This is a genomic window from Opitutaceae bacterium TAV5 (assembly GCA_000242935.3).
Classification (GTDB): domain Bacteria; phylum Verrucomicrobiota; class Verrucomicrobiia; order Opitutales; family Opitutaceae; genus Geminisphaera.
Window position 1 is genome coordinate 2,179,125 of sequence record CP007053.1, and the last position, 16,755, is coordinate 2,195,879.

Here is a 16,755-nt window from a genome sequence, read left to right on the forward strand (position 1 = left end):
TTTCTTTCATTCTCCCGGGTGAACAGGGAGCGGCTCGGGGCGATATTGGCGGCGGGAAGCCGTCTCAGTGCGCGTGCCCCTCGGGCGCCACACCCCAGGCCCAAAGCCTGGCCGACCATATTTCACGACCATCGCGGCGCAGGGTCAGCTTCACCTTGCGATGTTCGAGCGGATTGATCGTCGCCTTCGTCGGACCGAAGGCGCTCCGCTCCGCGTTCCATGTCAGCCGCTCCGCGCCGAATGGTCCCGCGATTTCCATCACCGCGCCCGTGACGGGCGACGGGCGGACGATCACCGCCAGATGTTCTCCCGGCCAGCCAAGCTCCACGGTGCTCACCACGCCCTCGATCGTCGTGTCGTAGATCGCGCCGTAGAGTTCGCCGCGTTTCACATGCGCCGCCTTTTCCTCGAGATGTTTCTGGTAAAACGGCGTGGCAATGATCGTGCCCACGATCGCGAGCACCACCGCAACCGCAGCCACGAGCATCCACTGGCGGCGTCCCCAACGCCTCACCGGCGCCGGGCTGACAAGAACGGGTTCATCGGAGAAAGCACTCATGTTGCGACGGATGAGAAACACGAAGCCGTCACATGGCAACGCGCTTGTGAGCAATGAAAAACAGCCGGCGCCCGCCTCTTTCACCGTGAACCCAGTTCGCGTTCGAGCTCTCCCGCCAGTTTCAGCAGTTCCTTTTCCAGCTCCGCCTGATCGCGCACCGCAAATACCTCGTGCCGCATCAGCAACGCCACGGCCAGGCGTGGCGGATCGATAAAAGGCTCCCTCACCACGGCTGCCACCGACACATGGTCCTTGCTGGTTTCACGCCGGTTCCACGCAAAACCTGCCCGCCGGGCTTCGCGGAGCTGGGCGATGAATTTTTTCGGGTCGCGGTTCGTATAACGCGTGGCCGGAGCCTCCTCGTTGCCGGGCGCATAGCGCGCCCATTCTTTCTCCGGTAACTGGGCCACCAGCACCTTGCCGATCGACGACGCATAGGCGCGCCCGTGCGAGCCGAGCCGCGTCGTGTTGCCCTCCTCGCCCGCCGCGCAGACCACATACGTGTCGCGCCGCCCCAGCATGCTGATGTAGATGCTGCAATCCAGCTTCGCCGCCGCCGCGCGAAGCTGGTCGTCGAGCCGCAGATTGCGTCCGAAGTGCCACGCGATCTCGTGCACGAAATCAAAGATGTCCGCGCTCAGCGTGTAGCGCTTCGTCGCCTCGATTTTTTGCACGAAGCCCAGCTCCTGCAACGACGCCAGCAAGCGGTGCGCCGACGACTTCGGCATGTCCAGTTCCTCCGCGATGCGCGTCACCCCAAGCGAGTGCCCGGCGTGAACCATCATGCGGACGAGTGCGATGCCTTGCGTGAGCGGAGTCTGTTTCATGGCGGGTTTCATGCGGGGACCAGACGCGCATCCAGCCAGCCCGCCGCCCCCGGCGCAAGCCGTGACCGGGTTCGTGTTCCACCGGCGAAACATCACGCGTCTCTTCCGCTTCTCTCCGGGGCGCCGTCAACTGTTGCGAAACTCCCGCGGGCTCAGGCCGGTGGCCTCGCGGATGGCGCGGGAAAAGTAGTTCGCGTCGGCGAAACCCGAAGCGAGCGCCACTTCGTGGATGGGCGCGCCGGTTTCCCGCAGCAAGGCAAGGCCGTGCTGCACGCGCAGGTTGTGGAGGTAGGTCGAGGGTTTCAGTCCGTGGCTGGCGGCAAAGCGGCGAAACAACGTGCTGCGATGCACACGCAACCGCTCCGCCAGTTCGGTCACGCCCACGGCGGGGTCGGTGAAGAGGCGGTCCATGAGCGCCCTCGCCCGCGCCGGAAGCGAGTCGGGCGCGGAGGGGCTGGTTTTGGCCGAGGCGGCCAGCAACAGCGCGTGCGCCAGGTGCGCGGCCCGCCGCTCGCCCTCGGCCGTGTATTCGCGCAACGCGGCGGTGATTTCCAAAAAAACAGTCTCGGGACACGGTCCGGCCTGGTGGAGCCGTCCGCCAAGCCCGAACGCATCGAACCAGCGCACGCAGTCCGCGTGGTCGAAGGTCACCCAGCAATACCGCCAGAAATCCGACACGGCGCGCAAATGGTGCGTATCGCCGGGCCGATAGATAAAAATCCGGCCCGGTTCGAGGGAGGTCCAGCCGTCGTCCACCCGAAATTCACCCCGCCCCTCCAGGCCCCAGAACAGTTCGAGAAACCCCTTTTGCCGCGGCGGCTCTTCCCAGCCGCGCGGCGCCTCGTTGCGGCCCGCCGAGCGCACGGTCAACGGCAGGTTGGGCGCCGCCGGGGTGGCGGACCGGAAGACAATCAGGCGGTTTCGATTGCGCAACATCAGTGCTAAAAATGCCACAACGCTGCTATTGTTAAAAGGAAATCCGACCGGCCACGGTGAAAACGATGAGCAACAAAAAACCTAAAATCGTCATTATCGGAGCCGGCAGCCTCTTCTTCGGACGCAAGGCCGTCTGGTCCATGAACCACCTTCCCGGCCTCAAGGGCGGGACGCTTTCCCTCGTGGACACCGACCCGGCCAATCTCGACCGCATGGTGCGGCTGGCGCGCCTCGCCGCCGACACCTCCGGCTCCGGCACCACCGTCGAGGGCTTCGCGGATTTCCGCGAGGCGCTGCCCGGCGCGGACTACGTGGTGCTCAGCTTCGCCGTGCGCAACGCCCACTACCGCCGCATCGATTGCCGGATTTCCGCCAAATACGGCATCCGCATGTGTTCGGGCGACACCATCGGGCCGGGCGGCGTGTTTCGCGCCATGCGCGAGTTCCCCCACATCCTCGAGATCGCCCGCGCGGTGGAGGAGATCTGCCCCGAGGCATGGTTGATCAACTACATCAACCCCTCGGCCATCATGGGCATCGGGCTCATGCGCCACTCCCGGGCGAAGTCCTTTGCCCTTTGCGATTCGCACCACCTGCCGCACAAGAAGCTCAGTTACCTCAAGCTCCTCGGGCGGGACGAGGCGGAGGCGGCGGACCTCGACCTGCGCATCGCCGGCGTCAATCACTTCACCTGGATGCTGCGCGCCGAACTCAAGGGCCGCGACGTGCTCCCCGACATCCGCGAAGCCTTCCGCGCGAAAGCCGCCGGCGAGAAGGACTCGGGCTATTCCAAGGGCCGGTTCAACAACTTCATCACCGCGCAACTGGCCGACGTCTTCGGCGCGGTGCCCACCCTGACCGGCCACACCAAGGAATACGTGCCCTATTACCAAGGCCGCGCCGCCATCCAGGAACCGATCCCGCCGCTCTCCGTCTTCGACTGCGACGAGCGCGACGAAAAAACCGCCGCCATGTGGACCGAAGTGGACGCCTACATTTCCGGCGCGAAGCCGATGGACGAGTTTCACGCGGGCAACGGCCCCGACCACGCCACCGACATCATCAACACGATGGTCACGGAGGACGGGCGCAACTACTTCATCAACCGCGCCAACTCCGGCTGCACCGGGGGCGGCGAACGCCCCGTCGGCAACCTGCCCGGCGACGCCTTCCTGGAGCTGGAATGCCGGCTCGATCGCCACGGCCCGCGTCCGCTGCCGGTGGGGGATTTCCCCCTTGGGCTGCGGGCGCTCCAGATGCAAATCCTCGATGTGCACGAGCTGACGATCGAAGCGATTGTGAAACGCGACCGCGGCCTGCTCGTGCGAGCGCTGGCGATGGACCCGCTGGTCAACTCGATCGCCACGGCAAAGGCGGTGATCGACGAGCTTTTCGAGGCGCAGAAAGAGGTGCTCCCCGGCTGGCCGGACCAGACGGACGCCGACGCCTCCTTCGCTCCCGCCCATGCCGCCGCCGGCAATGCGCCGCAGCTCTACTAGTAGTCCGTCACAGGTCAAAAGTCGGAAAGTCGAAAGTGTGTCCCCCGTAGGGCCGCCGCTTGTCGCCGTGCCGTATCCGGGTTTCCGCACGCACGCCCCGCCCGACACCAACCGCGACTCGCAACCTGTTCCATTAGAGGAACGCCACTCGTCCCCAGGATCGGCTTCGGCTCGCCGGTCCGGTTCGCCTGTCGCTTGTTCCCTGTCGTGAGTAGTCCCCTGCAACGCCACGAACTGGAAACCACCTGCCTCGTCATCGGCGGAGGCCCCGCCGGCTACGGCGCGGCGCTGGCCGCCCTGCGCGGCGGCTGCCCCACCCTGCTGGCGGAGCGTCACGGCTACCTCGGCGGCATGGGCACGGCGGCCGGCCTGAGCTGCCACCTCAACCACCGCGCCGGCGGGCACGACATCGCCGGCGGTATTTACCGCGAATTCGTGCAGGCCCAGGCCCGCCTCGGCGCGCATTATTACGACGCCCACACGCAGGCTGATTTCTTCGAGCCGGAGACCTGCAAGCGCGTCATGGAAACCCGGATACTCGACGCGGGGGGATCGCTGCTTTTCCACGCCCTGCTCACCGCCGTCCGCCGGGAATCCGCCGCCAGCGACGCGCGCTGGCTCGTCGATTTCGCCTGCAAGGGCGCGACGGTCCGCGTCCGGGCCCGCTACCTGATCGACGCCACCGGCGACGCCGACGCCGCCGCCCTGGCCGGCGCGCGCCTGACCCACGGACGCCGCTCCGACGGCAAGACGCAGCCCATGTCGATGGTCGTGCAGCTCGGCGGCTTCGACCCGACTGCCTGGCGCGCCGCCGGTCACCGCCTCGTCGCCGGACGCTACGCCGTCGAAGGCGACCACTTTGCCGCCGAAATCGCTCGCGCCCGCGCCGCCGGAGCGTGGACCATTCCCCGCACCGAAATCGCCATGTTCTGGTCGATGCCCGCCGACCCCACCCGTGTCACCGTCAACGGCACCCGCATCAACGGCCTCAGCGCCTGCAATCCGCTCGACACCGCCCGCGCCGAGATCGAAGGCCGCCGCCAGGCCGGCGAGCTCCTGTCCTTTTTCCGCAACTACATCCCCGGCTTCGCCAGCGCCTTCCTCCTGCAAACCGGACCGCAGATCGGCGTCCGCGAAAGCCGCCGCCTCGTCGGCCGCGCTACCCTCACGGAGGACGACGTGCGCGCCCGCGCCATCCCGCCGGAAAGCGTCGTGCTCTGTTCCTACCCGATCGACGTCCATGCGCCCGAAGGCAACGGCACCCGTTTTGAAAAACCCGATACCGCCGCCGGCGCGCACGTTTACGGCATCCCGTGGGACTGCCTGCTCCCCGAGGACGCCGATGCGTTTCCCGATCTGGCCGTCGCGGGCCGGTGCATCAGCGCCACGCACGAGGCCGCGGGCAGCTTTCGCGTCATGCCCACCTGCATGAGCCTCGGTGAAGCCGCCGGCACCGCCGCCGCCCTCGCCCATCGCGATGGCTGCGCCCTGCACGAAATCAGCGCCGCCCGGATCCGCGTTTCCCTGGCCGTCGCCCGCCGCGCCACCGGTGCCCCGCCGCTGGAGGAACTGTTTCCCATTGCCCCCGATGCATCTGCCTCACCCCCTATTCTTGCCTTTTCGGACTGAAGCGCATCCCGCTTTGCTTCCCCACAATTCATTTCGTCCCCGTTTCCGTATGTGTCGCCTCCGATTTCCATTTCTGGCCGCCTTTCTTCTTGTCACGATGCCCGTCGTTCCCGCCGCCTTGCCCCTGTCCGCCCCGCCTGCCGATTCACACATCGCAACGATTGCCGGCGTCGAGGCGAGCCTGCCCTGGCAGGCGCGTTTTGTCGCAGTCGATACGGCAACGGCCGCCGCCGATGCGGCCCGGACTGGCGTTGCAGAAACCTGGATAACAATCAAAAACAGCGGAGATCGCGAACAAACCATCCGCCTCGATCTCACGCTCACGCCCCGCTCCTCTTCGCAAACGCAAGGCCTCGCTTTCTCCCACAATGTTTCCCTTGCGCCCCGCTCGGACCTGCGCGTCCCCCTGCCGTCCTCCCTGCTCGCCCGAGCGGACTACGGCCTCCATGACGCGAGTATTCGCCTCACCACGGACGGCGGCCAATCCTCGTCTGCCACCGACGTGCTGGCGCTCTATCCCCGCAATCCGCAACCGGCCAGAGGCGAGAGCATCATGCCCATCGGCTTCGCCACCGGCGCCGCCCTCGCCACGCCCCGCCTGCTCGAAATCGCCTCTACCCTCGGCTTCGAATACTACCGCTTCAACGCCGTCTGGAGCGAGGTCCAGCCTCGCGAAAAGCAATGGCGCTGGGATCGCCTCGACGCCCGGCTCGCCCTTCTCCGCCAATACAATTTTCGCTGGCACGTAACCACCACCGGCTCCACCCGCTGGTCCGGTCCCGGCCAACGCTTCGACCCGCCCCGCCTCGACGCCTGGCGCGACTGGATCACCGCCCTCGCACGCCGCTACCACGACGACATCCAGCTCTGGGAAGTCTGGAACGAGCCCAATCTCCCTTTTTTCACCGGCACGGTCGATCAATACGATCAGCTCCAGCGTGTCGCGCACGACGCTATCAAGGCCGTCTCCCCCGACCTCCCCGTTACCTCCGGCGGTTATGCCGGCATCAACCATGGCCGCTCCAAGCCCGGCGCCTTCGAGGCCGCTTTCCGTGCGTATCCGGAATCCTGCGACTGGTTCGCCTACCACATGCACGATGCCTTTCCCCAGTTTTTCAACGATCTCCACATCCGCCTTCCCGAAGCCGCCCGCCGCGCCCGCGGCGATGGCACCTTTCCTCCTCTCGTTTTCACCGAAACCGGTTTTGACACCCGTTTTGGCCAATCCTTCCAGGCCAGCACCCTTGCCAAAAAGATGACCTATGCCGCCGCCATCGGCGCGAAAAGCTACACCTGGTATAACCTCATGGACCGCGCCGGACGTGACACTCCCGAAAAACCCGGACACACCTTTGGCCTCATCACCAACCCCACCGGCACCGGCGACTTTGCCTCCATCGAGGATGACATCCGGCCCAAGGAATCCTTTGCCGCCGCCGCCACCGCCATCCGCCTCCTCCGTCATGCCCGGCCCCTCGAAACCTGGGCACAGGACGGACGCTATTTCGCCTGGCTTTTCGCTCTGCCTGAAAACACCCGCCTCCTTGTCGCCTGGACCGAAGGCGAGGCCACACCCGACACCCTCCGGGTTGTCCGCACCGGCTCCCCGCAAACCGTCGTCACCAAACTCGATATCTTCGGCAACCCCACGCCCGTGCCGTCCACCGACGACCTCGCGCTTGTGCAATTCGCGGCCGCCCCCTGCTACTATCTTTTCCGCGGCGGTGACGCGCCGCCCGCCTCGCACGATCCTCTGGTCATGCTTTCCAGGCAGATCGTCCCCGACTCTTCCGGCAATGTCTCCATCGACTTCAGCCTGACCAATCCGCTTTCGCGTCCTCTCGTCCTCACCGCTCCGGAACCGTTGACGATCCCCGCGCGCGAAACCGCTGTGCTTCCTCTCCGCCGTGCGATTCCTCCCGGAGCCTTCGGAGACATCCATTCCCTTTCCATCCCGTTCGCCTTCGCCAACCTCCCCTGGACGCCCTCCCTGCGCGTCCCCGTCGTTTTCAATACCCTCGACGCCACCTCTCCCGCCGGGCAGCGCTTCACGCTCAGGGAACTCCGTCACGTTACCAACAAGCAGGATCACGATCCGCACACCCTGCATCTGCTCTGGAGTGGTCCGAACGATCTTTCCGTGCAGGGAACCCTTCGCGCGTTTCGCCCTGCCTCCTCATCCACAATCCGCCTGCGCATCGAACTCGAAGTCACCGACAACACGCTTCACCCCGCCGCCTCCGGCTCTCCCCTTCTCGATGGAGACGCCCTCGAACTCGGCTGGGCGTCCGCTTCCGGTTCTTCCGGTCGTCTTGAAATCGCCGCCGATCCTGGCGACTCGCCACGTGTCGCAGGCGATCCCGCGCACCGCCGCGCCCTCGCTTCCGCAGTCATTCGCAGCGAACCCGCGCGCAATCCGTGGGAAGGCCCCCGCATCCACTACACGCTTGAGCTTGATCTGTCCCGCATGGGCCTGACCAAGACCGACCTCGCCTCCGGATTCCGCTTCAACCTCGCTCTTCACGATAACGACGGCGACGGTCCCAAATCCTGGATCGCCCTTGCCCCCGGCCTTGGAGGCCCCGCCAGTTTCCGGCCTTCCGACTTCCCGTTTTTACGCGCACAAGCAGCACGATGACCGCCTTGTTCCACTAATGGAATGCTGATGCGCCACCTTATCGCTTGCCGGTTGTCCGGCACCACCGCCGGGGCAAGTTTCCCGTCCATCGCCTCCCCTTCACTGCCAATTACATTCTCAAAACCCATGAAAACGACCGCCGCTACCCGCGCTCACCTGCGCACCCTCCTCGCCACCTGCACCCTGCTGGCAACCACCGCCCTCGCTGGCACCGCATCCGCCGCCGCCCTCCAACTGGATTTCGGTTCGGTTGACGTCACTTCAGCCGACGCCACCAACAGCCCGCTCCACACCGTTGACGGCACCTTCACCGACACGTCGTGGAACAAGATTGTCCATACCGTCGGCCAGCAAACCAACCTCCTCTATTCCAACGGCACCGCGGCGACCGGCGTCTCCGTCTATGTCGGACGCTCCTCCGGCCTTGCCGACGCCTGGAAAACCCTCACTCTTGCCGGGGCCGCCACCAATTCGACTTCCAACCCCAATCCCGGCGGCCTCGACGGCGTGTTTGCCAGTTCCACCTCCATCGGGCGCGACGGCATCTACGGAGCCACCGGCGGCGGCACTCCTGACCGGATCACCGGCGTCGCCATCGGCGGTCTCGCAGCCGGCACTTACGATATCTATATCGTTGGACTCAATCCCAACCTCGCTCTGACGGACGCATCGATGGGCTTCTGGGCCGCCGAGCAATCCGTCTCAGGCCCTATTGTTACCAGCGGCTCGGGTGCCACCACTTTCGATTTTACAACGCTGATCGATAACGGCCCGCAGGCCGTCTCAACCAACAGCGTCAGTTCCACATGGGTCGAAGGCTCCAACTATGTGAAACTCACCGTCACGCTTGCCTCGTCCGACTCCTACCTGACGATCTTCTCCCACGGCCTCACTGGAACGGAACAGCGCGGCTTTCTCAACGCCATCCAGATCGTTCCCATTCCCGAACCCGCCACCATCTCCGCGATTGCCGGACTCTCGATTCTTTTCGTCGCGTTTGTCATTCGCCGCGTTCGCCGATAATAACTCACGACCCACCAACACCACCCAACCCGCACTTAACCCCTCTTGCATTTGTCGCCATGAAATCCACCCCCTCGCCCCGATTTCGAAGCTTTCACGCCGCCTTCACGCTCATCGAACTCCTCACTGTCATCGCCATCATCGGTATCCTTGCTGCCATTATCATTCCGGTGACCGGCAAGGTCCGCGAAAGCGCGCGGCGGGCCTCCTGCGCCTCCAACCTTCGCCAGATCATGGGAGCCACGCTGCTCTGGTCCGGCGAGCATCGCGACAACTTGCCACTGGTCGTTGATTCCAACTTGCCGACCGACGAACAGCGATGGGCGGCCCGGCTCCTGCCCTACGTCAGTTCCATGACCGCCCGTGCGACGACCGCCCAATCCGTCTTCCGCTGCGGCTCCGACAACATCGAGCGTGTCCAGACCGACAGCACTCCCTGCAGCTACGGTCTCAATATTCGCGTCCACAAATCAGGTGCCGTAAGCAATACCACCTACAAGAAAATCACCATTATTCCCGCTCCTTCCCGCACCATCCTTTATGGAGACGCATGGCATAACACAAACCGCGTAGTCAGTTCTCTCAGCCTCTGGCAATTCTGGGGCGACTTTCATTCCGGCCAAGGCTCCAACTATGCCTTCGCCGACGGCCATGTGCAATTCCTCGCCCAAGCCACCATCGACGCTGACAAAAACCTGCACTCGACGGTGCCAGACCTTCTCTACATCCCGGACTAGACAGGTCCCCTTTCCTGCCTTCATGAAACGCTGCCGGCCTTGGTGTGCCCTCATTTTTTCCCTCACAATGTTCGCCATCGCACCCGCCCGGGACGAACTGACTCTCCAGCAACAAATCGACAGGGTCATTGCCCGCGGTGAAACCCGCTTCGTCATTCCGCCCGGCGAGCACCGCCTTCCCGCCGGACTCCGTCTCCGCAACCTCAAAAACTTCACCCTCGAGGCCGCCTCCGCCGACGCGCCCGCAACGCTCATTTTCACCAACCTTCGCGACGGCGGCATCTTCGCCACCGACTGCGACGGCCTCACCCTGCGCGGCTTCACCATCGACTTCGATCCGCTCGCCTTCACCCAAGGCACCGTCGAATCCATCGACCCGAAAAAACGTGAAATCACCTTCGCGCTCCACGACGGCTACCCCGACCTTGCTCCGCATTTCCTCACCGGACGCGCCCATCTCTTCGACCCCGCCACGTTGTTGTGGAAAACCACCGCGCCCGACATCTACGCCACCTCCGCCCGCGCTCTCAGCCCGCGACGAGGCATCCTCCAGTTCGCCGCCAATCCCGCCAAAAACGAGGAATTCAACGCCTTTGCTGTCGGCGACTACATTGCCCTCGATTTTCGTCACGCCCGCGGCATCCGTGTCGAACGCGCCCGCGACCTGCGCATCGACAACCTCACTCTTCACAGCATCCCCAGCATCGCCGTCATCTGCCGGTTCATGGAAGGCGACAATGTATTCAACTACAAAATACTTCCGGGGCCACCTCCTCCCGGTGCCACCCTCCCGCGCCTTCTCTCCTCCTCCGCGGACGGTCTCAACTACGCCTACGCCCGCACCGGTCCCGTTATCGAAAACTGCGATTTTTCCCGCATGGGCGACGACTCCGTCAATCTCCACGGCATCGCCTTTTACGTCGCTTCCTCCAGCAACGACAACCGCACCCTGCACCTCCTCCGTCCCTATGGCCCGGAAGCCTTCCCCAGCGTCATCCGCCCCGGTGACGAAGTCCGCGGCCTCGCGTCCGATTCCTTCGACGTAAAAGGCCGTTCCACACTTGCCGCCTTCCGCGCCGAGGCAGCGCCTCCTCCCGGCGCCCGCGAACTCGCCGCCAGCGTCTGGAAATCCGTCGCCGTCCCATCCGGAAAACTCACGTCCTACCGCCTCGATCTCGACAACCCCCTGCCCCTCTCCACCGGCGACTTTGTCGAGATTCCCGCCATCGCCGCTCCCGGTTACATCATCCGCAACAATCGCTTCACCCAACATCGCGCCCGCGCTCTCCGCCTCATGAGCAGCCACGGTATTGTCGAGGACAATACCATCGAAGACATCAAGCAGTCCGCCATCACCATCGGTCCCGAATTTACCTTCGCCCGCGAAGCCGGCTGGGTCGAAGATGTCGTCATCCGTCACAATACCCTGCGCCGCGTCGCCCTCGATCCCGCCCTCCAGCGTCCCTCCGCCTACACGCCCGGCGCCATCTCTGTTTTCCACCGCGGCGAAATGCCCTCCGCTCCGCTCCCTGCGATGCGTCACAAAAACATCCGCATCGAGCAAAACACCCTTACTCACACCGGCGGCCCCGGCATTCATGTCAATCAGGCCCAAAACGTGCGCATCGTCGGAAACACGCTGTCCGATACCAACCTGAACACTCGTCCCTCTGCCTCGTCACTCTACAAACTCACCACCGGCCAGCCCGTCGCAGTCGACAACTCCACCGACGTTACCCTCTCCGAACCATGACCCTCGCCCGCCCGATCCTCGCCGCCATCGCTGCTTCTCTTCTTTTAGTTCCCGCCATCTTCGCTGCCGATACCGCCTCTCCCGCAGGCCGCCGTCTCACCGTGGATGCCCGGCTTTCCTCCGCCGAAGCCGCCTCCGCGTCAGATACCTTCCGTTCACTCGCTGCGGCCGTTGCCGTCCTTCGCCCCGGCGACACCCTGTGGATCGCTCCCGACAGCGGACCGTATCGGGAGGTTCTCTACATCAGAACCTCCGGCACTCCCGACGCCTCGATCATCGTCGAAGGTAACGACAACGAAATCACCGGATTCGACCCGCTTGCCTTTTCCGCCGGCAACTCCGCCGCCGTCGCCGCGCCCTGGCCCTTCGTTCTCCGCCACAACGGCAAACGCATCCCGCAGGACGCCTCCACGCAAGCCTTCACCGGAGGCATCACCTGGAATCCCGATAACAAAACCCTGACCCTCGCTCCCGGCACTTCGCCCGAAGGCTGGGAAATTTCCGTCCGCGATTTCGGCGTCCGCATCAGCGGAGCCTCGCACCACATCTACCGCAACCTCGTCGCCACCGGCTCGCGCAACGACGGCTTCAACCTTCACGGCGACTGCGCCGGACTCCTTTTCGAAAACATCACCGGCGCGCAGAACCTCGACGAAGGCTTCTCCGCACACGAAACCGCCAGCGCCGAAATCCGCGGCGCCCGGTTTTACGAAAACGACAACGGCCTTCTTAACATCCAGCAAAGCCGGCTCGTTCTCACCGATGCCGACATTCACGACAACCTTGGACTCGGCCTCGGCTTCAACGCCGAGACCACGGTCGAAGCCCGCAACGTCCGTGTCTGGGGCAACGGCATGCTTCAGTTCCTTCTTTCCGGCACGGTCAGCGCCTCCTTCGAAAACACCACCATTTACCGGAATCCACACTCCACCCGTCCCTGGATCACCTACCAGGAAACCGCCAGCCGCCCCTCTCCCGGCACCCACGCGGTCGCCCGCACCATCCAGTGGACCGGCGCCAAACCCCGCTTCTCGCAAGCCGACGCTCCATGAGCGCCCCATGCCCGCCCGCCTGCCCCCATTCTTAATTCTTAACTTTTGATTCTTGATTTCCATGAAGCACCGTTACGCCGCCGTCGGCACCGGGGGACGCATCCCGATGTTCATCGATCCCATCGCCGACACTTACCGCGACACGTCCGAACTTGTCGGCCTCTGCGACACCTCTGCCACGCGTCGCCGCTATCACCGCGACCGTCTTTCCCGCGACTATGGCATCGCGCCCGTTCCTGATTACGATGCAGCCGACTTCGATCGCATGCTCGCCGAACAAAAACCCGGCACCGTCATCGTCTGCACACCCGACTACACGCACCACGACTACATCGTCCGCGCGCTCGATTCCGGTTGCGACGTCATCTCCGAAAAACCGCTCACCACCACGGCGGAAAACTTCGCCGCCATCGACGCCGCCATTCGCCGCAATCCCGGCCGCCGCCTCCGCACGGCCTTCAACTACCGCTGGGCGCCCGGCGCCACCCGCGTGCGCCAGCTCGTCGCCTCCGGCGCCATCGGCACGGTCAAACACGTGGATTTTGAATACATGCTCAACACTGCCCACGGCGCCGATTACTTCCGCCGCTGGCACAGCTACAAAAAATACTCCGGCGGCCTGCTCGTTCACAAATCCACCCATCACTTCGACCTCATCAACTGGTGGATCGACGCCATTCCGGAAACCGTTTTTGCGATGGGCGGCCTCGTTTTTTACGGCAAACAGAACGCCCTCGCCCGCGGCCAGGAACACCTCACCCGCTATCCCCGCTACACCGGGCATCCGGAGTCGGAAGGCGACCCCTTCCGCATGAACCTCGAAGGCGATCCCACGCTCAACGCCCTCTACCGCCAAGCCGAGGCCGACAGCGGCTACATCCGCGACGAGAACGTCTTTCGCGACGGCATCGACATCGAGGACAGCATGAGCCTCACGCTCCGCTACCGCACCGGCGTCATGGCCTCGTATTCACTCAACGCCTACTGTCCCTGCGAAGGTTTCCGCGTCTCCATCAGCGGCGACGCCGGTCGCCTCGACTACACCGAGCAGCACGCCGCGCACATCATCACCGGCGACCGCGAGATCAAACACGACCCCCGCGCCGCCCGCGGTTCCACGCTCTGCATCCAGAAACTTTTCGGCGACCCCGAAGAGATTCCGGTCATCATGCCCGAAGGCGGCCACGGCGGCGCCGATCCGCTCATTCAGGAGCAGATGTTCTCCAGCACGCCGCCCCCCGATCCCGATCACCGCAATGCGGGCCACGAACAGGGTGCGGCCTCGCTTCTCGTCGGAGCCGCCGCCAACCGCTCCATCGCCACCGGCCAGCCCGTGCGCATCACCGACCTCTTCCCACTCCAACCCGCCGCCCGGAGGCTTCATGAACTGGCCTGAGCGCATGCTGCCTGTCTGCCTATGCGGTTGGTCCGTCAGCCAAGTAAGCTCGATTGCCGGGAAATCGATCGAAATCAATTAGTGTTAACACGACCTGGAACACCTTCTCCAGGATGCCCGGATCGACCTGGTCGGCCTGAAGCGATGATCTCCTTTACTTGAAGCCGAAAAACATGAGCTTCCATTCATCGCTTTCCGGTGCGTAGCGAACGGGGGCGGCGTGGAAATCCGCAAAGACCACGTTCACTTTCGACTGGTGCCGGTCAGGCACTCGATCGGGGGAACGATAAAGGTGGTTGGGATAATTGATCGCATCGGCGTAGAGTATGGTTTGCGAGAGGAGTTGGGTTTTGCCGGCAGCTGCTCCTTGAAGTGCAACCGGACAGTTTTTGGGATCCACAACTTTCTCGGGCGTAAATCCGGCGAGTCCGTCGGCATTGATAGCGTAACCGAACTGCCCGCGAAAGAGTGTGTCCGGGGAAGAAATGGCGGCAGGACAGGTGTAAGGATTGCTGGCAAGGGAACCGACGACTTTGATTTCCAGACTGTTTACGTTTTCATACGCAACACTGAGATGGGGAACGATGTCCTTTGGCCAGTAATTAACTTGCGGATACGTATTTCTATTTTCCATCATGAACATGCTGGTGGCGATGCCAAGTTGCCGGAGATTGGAAATGCAACGGACCTGCGTGGCCTTTCCGCGGACCGAGGACACGGTCGCGAGTGTGATCGCGGCGAGGACTCCAATAATCGCAATGACAACCAGCAACTCGACCAGCGTGAAGCCCGTCGCCAGCCTTCGTGTCCGAAAAAGTGGCCGGTATGACTGAGCAAATGGCGGGGTGCAGGGAACGATGGGTTTTGCAGGCATAAGCAAAGTTTACCGGGAGAGGGGTGTGAAAGAGTGTCCGGAACCGGACTGGCCGACGAGGGCAGGCCTCCGTCGGCCAACAAACAAACGGGCCGGGATTCGGCTATCGTAAGATGCGGCGGCGACGCATGGAGACAACCAGCAGCAACGCAGGGAGGGCGGTCAGTAACGCTGCCGTGGATGGCTCGGGGATCGAAGAGAACGTAGAGGGAGCCGAATCGTAGAGACGAAAGAGATCGTAATCTATGTTCGAAGCTGTCGCGGAGGGATCGCCTCCGCCGAGCAATAACTGACTGTTGGCAAATCCGTTGCCCGCGATACTGGAGCTGATCTTGAAGGTGGCGGTAGATGCGGAGGGGAGCGACGCGCCGGTGATATCAATGGCATCGCCGTCGGCCTGGGTAAACAACTTCATCGTCACCCAGCCATCGTCATCCGTGCTGAACGTGAATCCGATATGATTTACCGCTCCGAACGTATAGGACAGCGGGGCGGAGATCTTGACGGAAGAGGAAGTGTTGCCGGTCGTCTTGTCGGTAAATGCAGCCCCTCCGCCAGCCAGCAGTTCCAGAGTGAACGTGGTGGCGCTGTTGGCATTCAGGACAAGGCGCAGGCCTGACGTATCCGTTGTACCGCGCCCCCTGGTGTCGATGGGGCGAAACCAGTTGACCTTGGAGGCGTCGGTCACGCTGTTGACCCGAAAGAACAAGTCGGCCCCGCCGTTGAGCACGACATTCGCTCCCGACACGGTGCTCATCGCCGCCCAGGAATTGGCTGCGCTGGTTGGCGTGAAGTCGGCGACATAGGAGGAGGTGGTGGCGCTCCCACTACCGTTATTGACGCGGTTGAGATAAGAGCCTTGGCCGAGGCTGTTGGTGTCCTCGATGGATGCGCTCCAGTTGGCGTCGCCGGCGTTCACGACACCGGTGCCTCCGATAGAAACGATCTGGCTGCTGCTGGCAAAGTCGGCCTCAAAGATGAGGGCGGCGCGGGTGGAGGGTATGGCAAACGCGGCCAGAAGAGCGGCGGCGGTGGATACGGCAATGGCCGATGATTGTATTTTATTTTTCATGGCAAATGGAAGGAATCCAATGGAATTGTGCGCTGTTGTTTCAGAAGGAGGTGACGGGGATGGAGGAACCGGTCTTTTCAACTTCCACGTCGTCGAACCAGACGATGCCTTTCGCCAAGCGGAGTTGCAGGACGATGCGGAGTTGTCCGGTGTCGGCCTTGGTCTCGAAGGGAAGCTCAAGCTGGAACCAGTCCCGGGTGCCGCTGCGAAGTGTCGCGGGAATGGGCTGGTTGATACGGAGATTTTTTCCGTCCCAGAACAGGGCATTGTCCTTGGGACCAATATGCGTCCAGACGTGAACACCACCCCGGTGTTCTTTGGGATTGGGGACGACGCCTTCGGTCTTCACCCGGAGTTTGATCACGTAGCGGGTGTTGGCCTGAACGGGGAAGGGCGAGATGGAGGCGGTTGTTATGCCGGAGTCCTCCGCGTTTTCGATGCGCAGCGAGTATTTCCCGGAGTGTTTGACGTCGGCATCCCTGGCCAGGGTGCTCTTCACGGGGTCCTCGGCGGTGCTGAACGGGGCCAGAGCCTCGGCCTGAACCGTGACGCCGGCCGGGATCTCTCCGCCGGGCAACAGCGGTATGCGCCGGCCGGGAGGCGGATCGAAATGTATCCAGTTTTCCATCCCTCCATTGATCGGAATCGGCTGCGAATGGAGGGCAATGGCGCCGGCTGACAGGGCGAACAGGAGTGTGATCGCGCCGAGGATACAGGGACGGCAGACGGCGGTTGTCGAATACGTGGTCATGATTTGCGA

14 protein-coding genes are annotated in these 16,755 nt (G+C 63.6%); 8 read left to right on the top strand and 6 right to left on the bottom strand.

Annotated elements, in window-relative coordinates:
• Positions 1-64: 64 nt before the first annotated feature.
• From OPIT5_09625 to OPIT5_09635, 3 genes are all read right to left on the bottom strand, one after another.
• Complete coding sequence (locus OPIT5_09625; GenBank protein AHF90417.1) at positions 65-559, bottom strand: hypothetical protein; 495 nt, start codon at positions 557-559, stop codon at positions 65-67.
• Positions 560-639: 80 nt separating this feature from the next.
• A complete protein-coding gene (locus OPIT5_09630; protein AHF90418.1) occupies positions 640-1,386 on the bottom strand; it encodes a transcriptional regulator in 747 nt (248 codons plus the stop codon).
• Positions 1,387-1,512: 126 nt separating this feature from the next.
• Positions 1,513-2,322: an AraC family transcriptional regulator gene (locus OPIT5_09635; protein AHF90419.1), complete on the bottom strand. Its 810-nt coding sequence runs from the start codon at positions 2,320-2,322 to the stop codon at positions 1,513-1,515.
• Between the two features lie 65 nt (positions 2,323-2,387).
• On the opposite strand from OPIT5_09635, the gene OPIT5_09640 reads away from it, so the two are divergent.
• The 8 genes from OPIT5_09640 to OPIT5_09675 all read left to right on the top strand — a co-directional run bounded on the left by OPIT5_09640 (position 2,388) and on the right by OPIT5_09675 (position 14,049).
• Entirely contained in the window at positions 2,388-3,821 is a 1,434-nt protein-coding gene (locus OPIT5_09640) for a glycoside hydrolase family 4 (protein AHF90420.1), read from the top strand.
• 207 nt (positions 3,822-4,028) lie between these two features.
• The gene (locus OPIT5_09645; protein ID AHF90421.1) at positions 4,029-5,450 is read left to right on the top strand and encodes an FAD-dependent pyridine nucleotide-disulfide oxidoreductase; all 1,422 of its coding nucleotides are present in this window, start codon (positions 4,029-4,031) and stop codon (positions 5,448-5,450) included.
• Between the two features lie 49 nt (positions 5,451-5,499).
• Positions 5,500-8,088 carry a hypothetical protein gene (locus OPIT5_09650; GenBank protein ID AHF90422.1) on the top strand — a complete coding sequence of 863 codons (2,589 nt, stop codon included), beginning with the start codon at positions 5,500-5,502 and terminating at the stop codon, positions 8,086-8,088.
• 126 nt (positions 8,089-8,214) lie between these two features.
• The gene (locus tag OPIT5_09655) at positions 8,215-9,111 is read left to right on the top strand and encodes a hypothetical protein (protein AHF94260.1); all 897 of its coding nucleotides are present in this window, start codon (positions 8,215-8,217) and stop codon (positions 9,109-9,111) included.
• Positions 9,112-9,170: 59 nt separating this feature from the next.
• Positions 9,171-9,848, top strand: coding sequence for a hypothetical protein (locus OPIT5_09660; protein AHF90423.1), 678 nt, complete (start codon positions 9,171-9,173; stop codon positions 9,846-9,848).
• Positions 9,849-9,870: 22 nt separating this feature from the next.
• The gene (locus OPIT5_09665) at positions 9,871-11,601 is read left to right on the top strand and encodes an alpha-1,2-mannosidase (protein AHF90424.1); all 1,731 of its coding nucleotides are present in this window, start codon (positions 9,871-9,873) and stop codon (positions 11,599-11,601) included.
• Positions 11,598-12,653 (top strand): hypothetical protein, encoded by a 1,056-nt coding sequence (locus tag OPIT5_09670; GenBank protein AHF90425.1) that lies wholly within the window; start codon positions 11,598-11,600, stop codon positions 12,651-12,653. The genes OPIT5_09665 and OPIT5_09670 overlap by 4 nt, the downstream gene beginning before the upstream one ends.
• A 55-nt stretch (positions 12,654-12,708) precedes the next feature.
• On the top strand, positions 12,709-14,049 hold the full coding sequence (locus OPIT5_09675) for a dehydrogenase (GenBank protein AHF90426.1): 1,341 nt from the start codon (positions 12,709-12,711) through the stop codon (positions 14,047-14,049).
• Between the two features lie 154 nt (positions 14,050-14,203).
• Here OPIT5_09675 and OPIT5_09680 read toward each other — a convergent pair whose 3' ends face one another.
• The 3 genes from OPIT5_09680 to OPIT5_09690 form a co-directional block, all read right to left on the bottom strand.
• Entirely contained in the window at positions 14,204-14,821 is a 618-nt protein-coding gene (locus tag OPIT5_09680) for a hypothetical protein (protein AHF94261.1), read from the bottom strand.
• Between the two features lie 205 nt (positions 14,822-15,026).
• Entirely contained in the window at positions 15,027-15,995 is a 969-nt protein-coding gene (locus OPIT5_09685) for a hypothetical protein (protein AHF90427.1), read from the bottom strand.
• 40 nt (positions 15,996-16,035) lie between these two features.
• A complete protein-coding gene (locus OPIT5_09690) occupies positions 16,036-16,746 on the bottom strand; it encodes a hypothetical protein (GenBank protein AHF94262.1) in 711 nt (236 codons plus the stop codon).
• Positions 16,747-16,755: the final 9 nt, after the last annotated feature.

What these genes read in the sequence shown, in the direction of transcription:
- OPIT5_09655 (AHF94260.1), top strand. Translation starts at nt 8,215, where the DNA reads ATGAAAACGACCGCCGCTACCCGCGCTCACCTGCGCACCCTCCTCGCC.
- OPIT5_09635 (AHF90419.1), bottom strand. Translation starts at nt 2,322, where the DNA reads ATGTTGCGCAATCGAAACCGCCTGATTGTCTTCCGGTCCGCCACCCCG.
- OPIT5_09625 (AHF90417.1), bottom strand. Translation starts at nt 559, where the DNA reads ATGAGTGCTTTCTCCGATGAACCCGTTCTTGTCAGCCCGGCGCCGGTG.
- OPIT5_09630 (AHF90418.1), bottom strand. Translation starts at nt 1,386, where the DNA reads ATGAAACAGACTCCGCTCACGCAAGGCATCGCACTCGTCCGCATGATG.
- OPIT5_09685 (AHF90427.1), bottom strand. Translation starts at nt 15,995, where the DNA reads ATGAAAAATAAAATACAATCATCGGCCATTGCCGTATCCACCGCCGCC.
- OPIT5_09665 (AHF90424.1), top strand. Translation starts at nt 9,871, where the DNA reads ATGAAACGCTGCCGGCCTTGGTGTGCCCTCATTTTTTCCCTCACAATG.
- OPIT5_09660 (AHF90423.1), top strand. Translation starts at nt 9,171, where the DNA reads ATGAAATCCACCCCCTCGCCCCGATTTCGAAGCTTTCACGCCGCCTTC.
- OPIT5_09690 (AHF94262.1), bottom strand. Translation starts at nt 16,746, where the DNA reads ATGACCACGTATTCGACAACCGCCGTCTGCCGTCCCTGTATCCTCGGC.
- OPIT5_09670 (AHF90425.1), top strand. Translation starts at nt 11,598, where the DNA reads ATGACCCTCGCCCGCCCGATCCTCGCCGCCATCGCTGCTTCTCTTCTT.
- OPIT5_09650 (AHF90422.1), top strand. Translation starts at nt 5,500, where the DNA reads ATGTGTCGCCTCCGATTTCCATTTCTGGCCGCCTTTCTTCTTGTCACG.
- OPIT5_09640 (AHF90420.1), top strand. Translation starts at nt 2,388, where the DNA reads ATGAGCAACAAAAAACCTAAAATCGTCATTATCGGAGCCGGCAGCCTC.